Annotated in this window: 8 protein-coding genes; 5 read left to right on the forward strand and 3 right to left on the reverse strand. The window is 47.4% G+C overall.

What is annotated here, in order from left to right; translation table 11 throughout:
• Positions 1–127 precede the first annotated feature (127 nt).
• The 4 genes from BG260_RS05225 to BG260_RS05240 are packed head-to-tail and all read left to right on the forward strand — an operon-like array spanning position 128 to position 2,637.
• Positions 128–808, forward strand: coding sequence for an L-threonylcarbamoyladenylate synthase (locus tag BG260_RS05225; RefSeq protein ID WP_069130910.1), 681 nt, complete (start codon positions 128–130; stop codon positions 806–808).
• Complete coding sequence (locus tag BG260_RS05230; protein ID WP_069130911.1) at positions 805–1,881, forward strand: 6-phosphofructokinase; 1,077 nt, start codon at positions 805–807, stop codon at positions 1,879–1,881. Before BG260_RS05225 ends, BG260_RS05230 begins: the two co-directional genes overlap by 4 nt.
• 3 nt (positions 1,882–1,884) lie before the next feature.
• Positions 1,885–2,265: a bacillithiol system redox-active protein YtxJ gene (ytxJ, locus tag BG260_RS05235; RefSeq protein WP_083750109.1), complete on the forward strand. Its 381-nt coding sequence runs from the start codon at positions 1,885–1,887 to the stop codon at positions 2,263–2,265.
• Positions 2,266–2,310: 45 nt separating this feature from the next.
• Positions 2,311–2,637 (forward strand): DUF3467 domain-containing protein, encoded by a 327-nt coding sequence (locus tag BG260_RS05240; RefSeq protein WP_069130912.1) that lies wholly within the window; start codon positions 2,311–2,313, stop codon positions 2,635–2,637.
• Positions 2,638–2,642: 5 nt separating this feature from the next.
• On the opposite strand, the gene BG260_RS05245 is transcribed toward BG260_RS05240, so the two are convergent.
• Positions 2,643–3,722 carry an LptF/LptG family permease gene (locus BG260_RS05245; protein WP_069130913.1) on the reverse strand — a complete coding sequence of 360 codons (1,080 nt, stop codon included), beginning with the start codon at positions 3,720–3,722 and terminating at the stop codon, positions 2,643–2,645.
• Positions 3,715–5,130 carry an LptF/LptG family permease gene (locus tag BG260_RS05250; protein WP_069130914.1) on the reverse strand — a complete coding sequence of 472 codons (1,416 nt, stop codon included), beginning with the start codon at positions 5,128–5,130 and terminating at the stop codon, positions 3,715–3,717. The genes BG260_RS05245 and BG260_RS05250 overlap by 8 nt, the downstream gene beginning before the upstream one ends.
• A gap of 270 nt (positions 5,131–5,400) precedes the next feature.
• Here BG260_RS05250 and sov point away from each other — a divergent pair, with 270 nt between their 5' ends.
• Positions 5,401–12,534 (forward strand): T9SS outer membrane translocon Sov/SprA, encoded by a 7,134-nt coding sequence (sov, locus tag BG260_RS05255; RefSeq protein WP_069130915.1) that lies wholly within the window; start codon positions 5,401–5,403, stop codon positions 12,532–12,534.
• Positions 12,535–12,573: 39 nt separating this feature from the next.
• Here the strand turns inward: sov and coaBC are convergent, their stop codons facing one another.
• Complete coding sequence (gene coaBC, locus BG260_RS05260; protein ID WP_069130916.1) at positions 12,574–13,779, reverse strand: bifunctional phosphopantothenoylcysteine decarboxylase/phosphopantothenate--cysteine ligase CoaBC; 1,206 nt, start codon at positions 13,777–13,779, stop codon at positions 12,574–12,576.
• Positions 13,780–13,781 lie beyond the last annotated feature (2 nt).

Here is a 13,781-nt window from a genome sequence, read left to right on the forward strand (position 1 = left end):
AATGATAAACTATATAAATACCATTTCGATTAAACGGGACACATTTTATCGATTCCGAGTATACCCACAGTGTTGATTGTTTGAGAATCAGCATTTGAACTAAAACACGAAAAAGAAAGGATTATATATGTCTCATCGAGTGAAATTGCATCACGACGCTCCCCATAAAAAGAAGATTTTTGAACTGACCGATGAGTTGATTGACGGCTCGGTCATGATTATTCCAACCGATAGCCAGTACGCGCTGATATGTGACTACAAAAATAAAAAAGGTCTCGAGCGAATCCGAAAGATCAGGCAGTTGGATAAAAATGATCACTTAACAGTGATGTGCCATAGTCTGGAAAATGTTTCAATTTTTGCTCATCTGAGCGATGATAGCTTTAAACTGATCAAGCGCCTGATTCCGGGGCCGTACACGTTTATTCTGCCTGCAACCCGTGAAGTTCCTCGCCTTCTCACTCACCCCAAAAAGAAAACGGTGGGTATTCGGGTACCGGATCACTCCGTTTCTCTGGAGCTGATTGAGGAGCTTGGTCATCCTGTGGTAGCCATTACGGCAAAACTGCCGGGTGTGGAGTTTGGTAGCCCCGAGGATGGAAATCGTGAAATGTTCCTGAACCGGTTTGACAAAGTAGTGGATGTGGTTGTGGATGATCAGATGGATGAACTTTCTGATGAAGAGACCACCATTGTTGATTTAACCGAAGATATTCCCGTACTACTTAGGGAAGGACTGGGTATGGAACGGTTACGTGAAGCCCTGGCACTGGAAGGCTTTGATCTGAAAGAGCCGGAGACTGTATGAAAATAGCGATCAACACCGGCGGCGGTGATGCTCCCGGACTGAACGCAGCTATTCGATCCGCTACTCTCTCAGCCATACGACGTGGCTGGGAGGTAGTAGGAATTCGGAACGGATACGGCTCACTCTACTCGGATGAGCCGTTCATTCCGCTTACACGGGCCCGGGTTCGTGGAATTACACTGCAGGGCGGAACCATTCTGGGAACAGCCAACCGCGGGAACCCGTTTGAGATGCCCTATAAAAAGGAGGATGGAAGCTGGGAGTTGGTGGATCAATCGGATGAGGCTGTATCACAGTTTAAGAAGCACGGTATTGATGCACTGGTGGCTATAGGCGGCGACGGGTCGATGAGGATTGCCAACAGGCTGTCGCAGAAAGGAGTTCCGGTTGTAGGGGTTCCGAAAACCATCGACAACGATATCTGGGGATGTGAAATCACTCTTGGATTTGATACCGCCGTTACAACCGCCACAGAAGCGATCGATAAGATTACCACAACGGCGGAGTCTCATCGAAGAATTATGGTGATTGAAGTAATGGGAAGATATGCCGGGTGGATTGCACTACACTCCGGGCTCTCTGCATCGGCTGATGTAATTTTGATGCCGGAAATCGATTTTTCGCTTGAATCGGTTGCTCAAAAAATTCTGGAGAAAGAGGAGAAGGGAGAATCATACTCAATTGTTGTTGTGGCCGAAGGAGCTAAGGAGAAAGGAGGCGAACATTTTGTAAAGGGCAAAGTGCCGGGTCAGTCTGAACAACTGGGCGGTGTGGGGGCTTATCTCGAGAGGAGACTTTCTGAAATGACCGGCAAGGAGTCGCGTTCGTTAGTTCTGGGACATCTGCAGCGGGGCGGAACTCCGTCAACATATGATCGCCTGATCTCCCTTCGATTTGGGGCTGCAGCGATCCGTGCAATAGAAAATCGGGATTATAATAAGATGATTGTGATGCAGCAAAACGAAATACGGCGTATTCCGCTGTCTGAAGTGGCTGATAAAATGAAACTGGTGCCGCTGGATGGAGATACGGTTCAAACCGCAAGGGAAATTGGAATCTGTTTGGGGGATTAGAGGATGAGTTTTTTAAGCGGATTGAGAGGAATGATGGGGGGACGTCCCCAACTCTCCGAAGAGTGGAAATTACCCGAGACGTCTGAGGAACTGGATGAACTGTTTGGGAGCGGCACGCACGTGATTTACAAGCACAGTTTTAACTGTGCCGTCTGTATTTTTTCAAAAACGAAAGTAGAGGAGACGATGGAGAGTGCATCGAATGTGGCCGGTTTTTCCTTTATAGATGTGGTTAAACAGAGAGCGCTTTCCAAGGAAATTGCTGCAAAAACAGGTGTCCGTCATGAATCTCCGCAGGTGATTGTGTTAAAAGACGGCAAGGTGTTTTGGCATGCGTCACATTCGGGTATTACCAAAGATTCTCTTCAAAAAGCGATTCAGTAACCTTACGTTTAGACAAACTTTAAAATTAACTCAGCACAAAAATTAATGGACCAAAAAAGAAATAAGAAAAAAGGACAGCAGATAGAAATTGAACTCAAAGATGATGAGGCAACCGGAACATACTCAAACCTGGTAATGATTACGCACTCACCGTCGGAGTTTGTTTTCGACTTTATCTCCATGATGCCTGCCGTACCGAAAGCAAAAGTACTGAAACGCATTGTGATGACTCCGGATCACGCAAAAAGACTGGCAAATGCCCTGAATGAAAATATTCGGAAATACGAAGCGGAGAACGGAACCATTTCAACCTCATCCAAAGAGCGGTTTGATATGCCATTCAACTATCGCGGCCCCAAACCGGAAGCGTAAGCTCTCTATTTTTTTGCAATCAGCAAGGCGAAGATTCCCAGTATAAAAAAGAATACATGCGGAAAGAATGCGGCAAACTCCGGAGTGATCGTTCCGGCTGCTCCAAACGGCTCAATCACCTTCATCATGGTGAGATAGATAAAACTGAATGATAATCCTGCGGCAATGTAGAATCCTTTGCCGCCTTTTCTGCGCTCTGTTGCAATTGCAAACCCGATAAAACAGACGACAACAATTGATATGGGATAGGCCATCCGGCTGAATAACTGAACTTTTGGAAGGGAAATACCGCCGGCACCAATTCTTTCGATCGAGGCAATATATTCCAGCGCTTCGGGATAGGTAAGCTGATAGATATCAGAGGTGCGGCGTGTTAAATCCCGCGGCAGTATGTTCAGTTTGATCTCCTCATCCTCCGTCTCAAACTCTTCATACGCATTTTCGTTAAAAATGCGGTTCTGCGCACGGTTTGTCACCCAGGTGCGGGTGCTGTCTACCCATGTCATACGGTTGGCGGTGATTATTTTACTGATTTTATCCTCTTCAAACTCAAGGAATGTAACCCGATATCCAATATTAGCACTGGCATCATAGAAGTTGATATTCACGACTGTGCTGTCGGAATCCTGCCTGAAAATTCCACCCCGATCGATTCGTTCTCCGCTTTTGGAGAGGTACTGCTGTTCGAAGGCGATCCGTTCGGCATTGGAGTTTGGGATGACGGTTGCATCCAGGTAACTCACAATCGCTGCAACAGTAACTCCGAATATTAGATAGGGAACAATGAGCCTGTAGAGACTGATTCCTGAAGCTTTGATTGCGGTGATCTCCAGTCTTTCGGTCATCTGCCCGGTTAAAATAAGACAGGCAACCAACACGGCAACGGGCGAAACCAGACGGGTCATTTCCGGTATGTAATTCAGGTAGTATCGCCCCCAGATTTCGGCAAGCTCCGCACCTTTGTCTGCAAATTCATCACTGTTTTCCGAAAAGTCGATGAGGATGAAGATGAGAATGAGCAATCCGAGTACGAATAGAGTAATCGCAAAGAGCCGCATCAATATGTAACGATCGAGCTTATTCATCCTTCTGAAACAGATTGGTAATTCGAATGGAAGTGCTGACGTGAAGTGTTAAAATAATTCCGACAATCAGGAAGAAGATATTGATTCCCCACATTCCCCAAAACGGGCTGATGATCATTCGGTCTGCAAGTTTTTCACCCTGTATGATGGCGATGAAATAGATGGTCAACAGTCCGCCGCCAATCAGGGCTGCCACACCGAGATTTCCTTTTCGGGTGAGCATACCGATGGGGGCTCCGAGAAAAACGAATACCACACATGCAAAAGGGATCGAAATCTTTTTATGAACTTCTACCAGGAATTCGGCTACACGAAAATCGCGCCAGGTTACATTCGATTTTAAATTGTCCAGCTCGGAGTTGTAGCGGTCGATGGTATTGATGGCGCGGTTGATGGCCCCAATCTGAGTAGACGGATTGGGCAGATGCTGAAGTGCAATCAGCCCGGAGTGATAAATGTTCAGTGTATCCTGAATGTCGTTCCGTATTAGATTAACGGACCGGCTCGGTTCGCTGTAAAAAGGTTTCTGCTGATTTTGCCCTGTATTCTCCTTGAATTTTTCAATTTCACGCCTCTGTTCGGTACGGATGGTATCAACCACAGCAAGCATCGCCTGTGCACTCATGGTGCGGTCGTTTCGGCTTCGGCGGTCGGGGTTCGATCGTGAAAAGGAGAGGTCGGTCAGGTCGAAGCTCATCCGGTATCGGGAAAAAGCATTTCGCTCCATCGTCTCTTCACTTCGCCGTTCGCCCGGGATGAACCGAAGTGTGGATCCGTTATAGAGATACAGGGATAAGGTGTTTTCGTCCGCGCTCTCAAGCCACCCGCGTTCTGCATTAATGTAGGCGCGTCGTCGGTTATCCGATGCATCCTGAAATACCCGTACATCGTAAAGGGAGTCACTTTCGCTGTCGATCTCTGTGATCAAAAATGTGTAGCCATCCAGATCCTCATAAAATGTACCCGGTTGCAGATCAAAGGCAGGTTTTTGCATTCGGATATCTAAAAAGAGGGAGCGGGCCTTGTGGTTCGATTCCGGCAGGATATAGTTGGAGAAATAGGTCATGGCGCCAAACAGAACGAAACCCGTAAGAATCATCGGGTACATCAGTTTAATGGGGTTAATTCCTGCAGCACGGATAGCAGTCAGCTCGTTCCATTCAGAAAATTTACCATAGGCAATTAACGTTGAGACCAGAACCGCCATCGGCACCGCCAATACCACCATATAGGCAAGGTTGGTGAGGATCAGCTCGGCAACGATAAAAAATGGCAGACCTTTTCCAACCAGTTTATCTACGTGAAGAATCAAAAACTGCATCAGGAGCAGAAACATCACTGTAAAAAAACAAAAAAGAAATGGGCCGATATGTTTTCGGAATAACTCGGTCTGTACGCTGTTAAACATGCCTGAATAGTACAGCTATTTTAACATTCATAAAAAGGAGAATTCTAAATTCAGATCCTTTCAAAAGGTTCTATTTTTAAACATCTTTGCGCAGAGTTTATTATTCTTAGAGAATCTTATTTGAACCCCATAAACCCTCTCTTATCGAGCAAACGTTACGACCCTGATTGACACTTTACTTATCAGCAATACACTCCAATGGCCCTCAGGCGGGCCTGATTATAAATGTATGCACCGGTGCCAATAAAACGTTTTCTATATCTCTTATCGATGGCTGCATGGATCATGCACGTTTTTGCCATGTCGGTGGTATATGCTCAAGAGGCCGAAGAAGAGGCAGAGGAGCAGCAGCCGGAGATCTTCAGGCCAATTCTCGGTGACAAGGTTTCTCCGGTCTATTTCAGACCCATTCCCAAACTTTACTATATCACGCTGCCGTCCGAAGAGCTTCATGTTCAGACACGTGCAGATGGCGGTTTTACCATTGAAAAGCGGATCGGGGGGATAAGATCCGGATTTCCGACATCACTATCGTTCCATGATTATGCATTGAAACAGCGTGAGAGAGCAAAATCGGATAACTGGGGGCAGCTTATTCTGGAAACTTCCCGCAGGGATGAGAGCCGGCGGGGGTTGTTCGATTTTAGCGTGGCGATTCCAGGAGGTCGTGAATCTGCATTTTCAACTATTTTTGGAAGTCCGGAAGTGAACCTTAGGGTGAACGGTGTGGCCAGCATGAACGTGGGTGCATCCATTCAGAAATCGGAAGATCCAAGTCTGCCACCGGATCAGCAAACCAGGATTGATCCAACCTTCGACCAGAGCCTTCAGTTAAACATTCAGGGTAATATCGGGGATAAACTCACCATCGAAACGGATTGGGACACCGAGAGACAATTTGATTATCAAAACCGTCTGAGCATTCGGTATGAGGGGTATGAGGATGAGATTATTAAAAGTATCGAGATGGGTAATGTGAACATGAACACGGGTAACTCCCTGATTCGTGGCAGTGGTGCACTGTTTGGAGTGAAATCGGTGGCTGAACTCGGCTCGTTCCGGCTAACTTCGGTCATCTCTCAACAGGATGGTGAGAGTAACGTAGAGACAATCAGAGGCGGTTCACAAGAGCAGCCGATCAGACTTCGGCCGGCAGACTACAGCGACGACCGCCACTTTTTTATGGATTTTTATACCCGCCAGGAGTTTGAAACGAGCATGGCAAATCCTCAGCAGTTAACTCAAACACTTCAAATTGCCGATGTTGAGGTGTGGGTGCTGCGCGAGAGCATCCAGGCAGATGAGGGAGCGCGGCTGGCTGTGGCGCTGGCTGATATGGGTGTGGTGCAGAATGGTAACGGTTATTTACCCCCCGATAACAATCAGGATGTCTATTCACCGGAACTTCTGGATCAGTTTCGGGATCCCCAAACCGGAGTTTCACCGGAAGATCTTGGTGTTACCGATTCACGAAATTTTGAGGAGGGATACTTCACACCGCTTGATGAGGGGACAGATTACACAATCAATAAAGTTTCAGGTTATCTCTCCCTTCGCAGAAGTCTCGGCTCCAGAGAGGTGTTAGCTGTCTCTTTTACCTATCGGGGTGCAGGGAATGAAATCGTTAATGTGGGCGAACTGAACCGAAGCGGGAATGACCGGATCTTTCTAAAAATGCTGCGACCGCAAAATGTGTCTACCGATAATGAGCTTTTTGCCTTAACGATGAAGAATATCTATTCGCTGGGTGTGAGTAACATTAACCGGGAGACACTGGAATTGGAGCTGGAGTTTACCGAAGAGAATATTGCCAGGGATCGATTGCCGGGGCGGGCTTCAACCCTTTTGCAGGATCTGGGTCTCGACAGGGTAGATTCGCAGGGAGCTCTTGAACCGGACAATCAACTCGATTTCGGAACCGGAACACTCGATCCGCAGAATGGACTTGTGATCTTCCCCTATCTTGAACCGTTTGGCTCGCGTATCAGAAGTGTGCTTGAGGATTCTCCGGCAACAGAGGAGGAGATCGATCGGCTAAGCTATGGTGAGCTCTACACTGAGAGACAACGGAATGCCTCCCAAAGTTCGAAAAACGGATTTTACAGATTCAGCGGTACATCCAGAGGAGGGCTTCAGGAAAATTATAATCTTGGGATGGCACTGGTTGAAGGATCTGTTCGCGTCTACGCAAATGGGAATCAGCTGCAGGAAGATGTGGATTACCAGGTGGATTATTCATTTGGCAGCATAACCATTTTAAATGACCGCTACACGGCCCCCGGGCAGGATATTCGAATCGAGTATGAAAATCAGGCCCTGACCTCCATCGAGCAGAAAACATTTACCGGGCTCCGGGCTGAATACGATATCACAAACAACTTTACGCTTGGCGGTACTTACTTTCGGTTTAATGAGCGTCCGCTGGATGACAAAATTAGAATTGGGGATGAACCGATAAGCAATGCCGTGATCGGGTTGGATGCCAACGCCCGATTTAATACTCCGTTCATCACAAGGGCTGTTGACTGGCTTCCGCTTATTCAAACACGCGAAAATTCTGAGTTCGAATTTAGCGGTGAGTTTGCACAGCTTCGTCCGGGTGTTGCCGAAACCAGGGCTGTTCGTAGGGCAATTCGTAATAATGAACTTTTCGAAGATGAGGAGGATGGTCTCTCGTTTATTGACGATTTTGAAGGGGCAAATATCAAAATCAATTTGCTAAATGCCACCAGATGGAATCTGGCTTCGGCCCCGGCTGCGGTTCCCGGATATGAGCCCGATGAGCCTATATTTGAGGAGGATGACTTTCCGGGTGCTCCGGTTTCTAATCAACAGTCCCGGCTGGACCGATCAGACCTGCGATCCAAATTTTCCTGGTACTCCATTCCGCGAAATATCACCTCTATTCTGGGTAATGTTGAGTTTACCCCGGAATCCCAGCCGGTTCAGGTTACGGATGTTTTTCCGGGAAGGGAGACACAAAATCCGCAGGATGAGATTATTACAACCATGGATCTGTTTTTCGATCCAACATCGCGCGGGCAGTATAACTATAATTCTGAACTGCGAACGCTGCTTGAGGAGGAACCTGAGCGAACCTGGGGCGGTATGACTGCGGTGATCCCGTCGGGGCAGGAGGATTTCTCTCAGAATAACATCGAATTTCTGGAGTTTTGGGTTCAGCCAATTTTGGCAAACGGTCAGCCTGCACCGGCCGGATCAGTTGAAGATTTTGATGGCAAAATTTTTATTGATGTGGGATTGGTCTCCGAAGATGTGATTCCAAACTCCAAATTAAACACAGAGGATGGACTGGCGTTAAATCCCGAAACGTTGATTTTGGACAGCCAGATGAATCCTCGTTCTGCTCTACCCGCAAATCCGCCGCCACCGGAGGGACAGTTTTCAAACGAAAACAGGGAGCTGGAAGATGTTGGCCTAGATGGAATGCCAAATTCCGGCGGGGTTAACGGTTTGAATGAGCAAACCATTTTTCAGGATTTTGTGGATCAGATGAGGGATCAGTGGGGGGCGAGCAGTGATAAATTTCAGCGTATTGAGCAGGACCCTTCAAATGATGACTATCGGTTTTATGGAGAGTCATCAGTCCAAGATCTGCCGCTGCACGAGAGATTTCATCGAATGCTCGGGTTTGGTGACGGCAACACGCCAATTGATCAGAGTGACCGGAGGGCATCCACAAACCGGCCCAATACCGAAGGGTTGGTCAATCCGTCAACGGTGGCCCTCACCAACGCCTACTATCAATATGAAGTTGATCTGAATCCGGCTGATGAAAACCGCCTTGAGATTGGAGCAGAGGGAACCTACATCGTTGACAGGGTTCCGGGATCCCGCCAGCAGGATCGCTGGTATCAGGTTCGCATTCCTCTGGATGAGTTTAAACGAAAAGTGGGTGATATCAATGACTTTCAGAATATCACCTACATTCGAATATGGATGTCCGGATATAAACAGCCGTTCACCTTGCGGTTTGCCACATTGGAGTTTGTAGGCAGCCAGTGGCGGCAAGATGAGAATATCAATAATCAGAGTGATCCGAATGCGGATCTTAGAATCAGTACTATCAACATTGAGGAGAACTCCAATCGCCGCCCGATACCCTACAGACAGCCACGGGGTGCGATTCGGGCACAGAACAGAGGTACACAGCTGCAATCCCTTCAGAACGAACAGTCGATTGTGCTCCAGGCTGAAAATCTGGGTCCGGGTTCACTACAGCTCATAAAAAGAGTATTTCCGGGTGGGTTGAACCTGCTCAACTACTCCAATATGCGAATGTTTGTTCACGGTGAGGGGTTTGAGCAGCGCGGCGATGCTGAGCTGGTGATGCGGTTTGGTAACGATCTGGAGAACAACTATTACGAATATCGTCAGCCGGTAACCCCGTCAAATCCCAACTTTCCATACCAGGAGTTTGATCCGGCAGGAAATCAACTTATTGATGAGGAAGCGGAACAGGTTTGGTTGTATGATGAGAATAGTATGAATATTGTACTTACTGCATTTAATCAGCTCAAGCAGCTTCGGGATCAGGAGGGGGGCGGATCGCTGTCAGAGGTTTATGAACGGGCAGATATTCTTGAAAATAGCGTACCCGGTGCTGTAGTGGCAATTAAGGGAAATCCATCTTTGGGAAGAGTTTCTGAAGTGGGAATGGGAATTCGAAACCCCTTTGATCCGGAGAACCCGGAGGGAGCCGGAACCCCGATATTGGATGCGGAGCTGTGGTTGAATGAATTGAGGGTTTCCGGTTTTGACAATGAGAGCGGATGGGCTGCCAACGCTAAATCTTCGCTTACAATTGCTGATTTTGCCACTGTGAATGCAAATTTAACCCGCCAAACACAAGGTTTCGGGTCGCTCGATTCACGGCTCGGGCAGCGCAGGGTAAGTAATGAAACGGCTTACGATCTCTCCACAACCGTAAACCTGGATAGTTTTATACCGGAGCGGTATGGATGGAATATTCCGGTCAGTCTATCCACCCGGCGGTCCACCTCCGTGCCTAAATATCTGCCCAATCAAGGGGATATTCGTTTTGATGATTTTGAACGTGCGGTTCGTAATCGGTCAGATTTAAATGAAGATCAGCAGGATCGGCTGATTGAACAGCAGGTTCGTGAAGTAGAAACGTATATGGAGAGCTACTCCGTAAACCTGTCCAATTTATCGAAGCGGAATTCACAAAACCGACTGGCCAGATATACCCTCGACAACACAACCATCAACTATGTGTACAATACAACGGATGGTCGCTCACCTGAATATCTGTTTCAAGACAACTGGAACTACAATGCTTCTATCCGTTACAACCACAATTTCAGAACGGCACGCTATGTTCGTCCGGCCGGATTTCTTTCCGGAGTACCGATAATCGGTGCTGTTGGAGGTCTTCAGCTTGGCTACATGCCAACGAATATACAAACCTCATTTAGCACCCGGCGATCGTATGAGGAGAGGAAGAGAAGAGTAGAGCTGGGGCAGGAGTTTCCCCTTCAGCAAACACACAGCTTTACCTATACTACAGACTTCGGTTTCGGTTATAACCTGACCCCCTCTATTTCCACTTCATTTCAGTCGCAGAATATTTACGATCTGGCCCGGATTGCCGTAGAAGATGCAGGGCTTTCCGGGGCAGACAGCACCGCCTACAATCCATTACCGTCATTTGATGTATTTCGGGATCTTCTTTTTGATGATCTTTCTCCGCGCCAAAGCAGTTATACTGAAAACTATACGGCAAGCTGGCAACCCCGCTTGAACCGGATCACGCTGCTGGACTGGATGAATTACAACGCACGATACTCCGGAGGTTTCAGGTGGGAAAATTCCCCGTTTGGATCTAACCAGGGAGCCAGAGTTGCAAACACCTTCAGGCTTGATCACACACTGAGAATTAATACCGAGTCTCTGTTCAACAAAGTTCCGTTTTATGAAAATGCCGTAGAAGCGGACCGCAATGAAGGTAGGGAGAGAGATGCCGGAGGTGCTGAAGAGGGATATACATTCGGTGAGCAGGTCACCTACTACAGCCGCAAAATGTTCCTGGCGGTTTTCAGTATGAGAAGTGCGGACATCAATTACAGTAACTCAAAAACTAGTTCTCAGGCAGGTTATGATGGGGAATCAAGCTTTTTTGATATGTTCGGCGGGGATTCATTCACGCCATCCATTGGTTACCGGCTGGGGATTGAGGAGAGAATCAAACAGGACAGATTGATTTCAAACCCCGATGGTGTTTCATCCATTCAGATACCGGCCAACAATACCTACTCAGATAACATCACCCTGGGCACCAGAATTAACCCGTTTAATAACTTGTCTATCGATCTGAACTGGCAGACGCAGTGGGATGAACGCAGAACGGAATCGATTTCGCTAAGTGCTGATAATGAAATTTCATCTGTGATCACATCTTCAGGGAACATCAGTTCAACAATCTGGGCGTTTGGTCCGGGGTATGAGTCACTCTTCAAAGATCAGCTTCAAACCGCTTTTGATGATATGAGTGCAACAGAGAATATTATTTCATCGTCAGATGGAAGCACGGTGCTAAACAGTGTAGCGCTGCAGCGAGATTTTAGAAAAGCCTATCTGGGGCGCAGCTCCTCAGTAGGAAACAAGAATTTCACTCCAATTCCACTTCCAAACTGGAGGATTAACTGGACCGGTGTGGAAAATCTGATCCCCTGGTTGGGCAGATATATGCAAAGAGCCACCCTTACACATGCGTACAACGGTCTTTATAGAATCGGGTGGAGCTTGAACAATAACGCTGATACACCCTTTACACGGCGGCTCGGTGTTTATCAGGTTGAAGATATTCGACCTGAGTTTGATCCGTCATCCGTTAATATTGAGAAACGTTTCGCCCCGTTAATTCAGCTCAATGTAACGTGGGATAACGGCCTAAGAACTCAGATAGGGTATGAAACAAGCAAGATCACGAGTCTGTCACTTTCTAACACACAGGTTTCTGAGCGTACATCGAAAGGGTTGCGCGTACAGTTTAATTATACACTTCGAAATTTTAAGCTGCCGTTATTAAACCGCTTGTCAAATAATGTGGATTTGAAGTTGAACGGCAACCTGATTGAGGATACGGAACAGAGGTTTTTACTGGATGCCGACCTGGAACGAGCCCTGCAGACGGATGCGAATCAGATTAACCGTGACCCCAATGCCTACGACTTCAACCCAAGGCCGCCAACCGGACAAACACGCATTAACGGATCGGCCGTAGTCGGGTACCGGTTCTCAAACACTCTTCAGGCAAATTTTGAATATGGATATACCCAGATCTTGCCGAAATCTTCCAGAACATTCAAGCGAACCACGCATGATATTCGATTCAATATCCGGATCAATATTCGTTCGTAAATGTGGTAGGTACAAAATTTCAGGAAGGGGAACTCTAATTCAGTGATCTCCAAAGATCTCATCTAAAATCTCAAAGGCGATCTCAGACTTTTTACCGGAAAACTCTTTATGATCATCTTTTCCAAGCAGATGAATTGTGTTGGTGTCACCTGCAAAACCTGAACCCCGGGTATTCAGTGAATTTGCACAGATCCAGTCCAGATTCTTTTTTTCAAGTTTGGACTTCGCGTTTTCGATCAGATTTTCAGTCTCCATGGCAAACCCGATAAAGGTTTGATGCTTTTTCTTGTTTTTTCCAAGATTGGCGAGAATATCGGGTGTGCGTGTGAGTTCAATGGAAGATGACTCGTCGGTTCGATCTTTTTTGATTTTTTGATCTGATCGGGAAATCGGTTTATAGTCGGCAACGGCAGCAGCCATAATCACAACATCAGCATCTGTATAGCTCTTCATCAGTTCAAAAAGATCCTCAGCGGAAGTGAACTCTCGGGTTGGTAATCGATCCGGTATTGGTACAGACACCGGGCCGTGTAGCAGCATTACATCTGCACCCAGTGCACGGGCTGCATCGGCCATAGCCACGCCCATTTTTCCGGAACTGGGATTGGAGATAAATCGCACAGGGTCGATAAATTCGCGGGTGGGACCAGCTGTTACAATTACCTTTTTACCGGTTAAGGGTCCCTGGATCCTGTGGGTTTTAATTATTTCAGCTGATTTTTTAAGAATTGTCTCAGGTTCGGGCAGACGTCCAACTGCCTCAAGTCCACTGGCCAGGTATCCTTCATCCGGTTCAAGCAGATGGTAACCCATCTCCTGAACCGTAGTCAGGTTTTTTGATACGGCGGGACTCTCATACATCTCGCCATCCATGGTAGGGCAGATGAGTACAGGGCATCGCGCAGCGAGCAGGGTGGAGGTGAGCATGTTGTCGGACTGGCCATGCACAATTTTTGAAAGCGTGTTGGCCGTGCAGGGAGCAATCACAAATAGGTCGGCCCATTCGCCCCAGTGGATGTGTTTGGTCCAGTTTTTACCCGGCTTCTCATCGTTGAAAACTTCAACAGCCACTTCACTCCGGCTGAGAGCCGCAAAGGTTTCAGAACCAACAAAGCGGGTGGCCGAGGGGGTCATCGTAACCCGAACTTCAGCTCCCGCTTTTTGAAAATCACGTAAAAGATAAACCGCTTTATAAGCAGCTATACCACCGGTAACGCCCAGTATGATGCGTTTCCCGGCAAGCATCT

This window comes from Rhodohalobacter halophilus (genome assembly GCF_001715195.1).
GTDB classification, from domain to species: domain Bacteria; phylum Bacteroidota; class Rhodothermia; order Balneolales; family Balneolaceae; genus Rhodohalobacter; species Rhodohalobacter halophilus.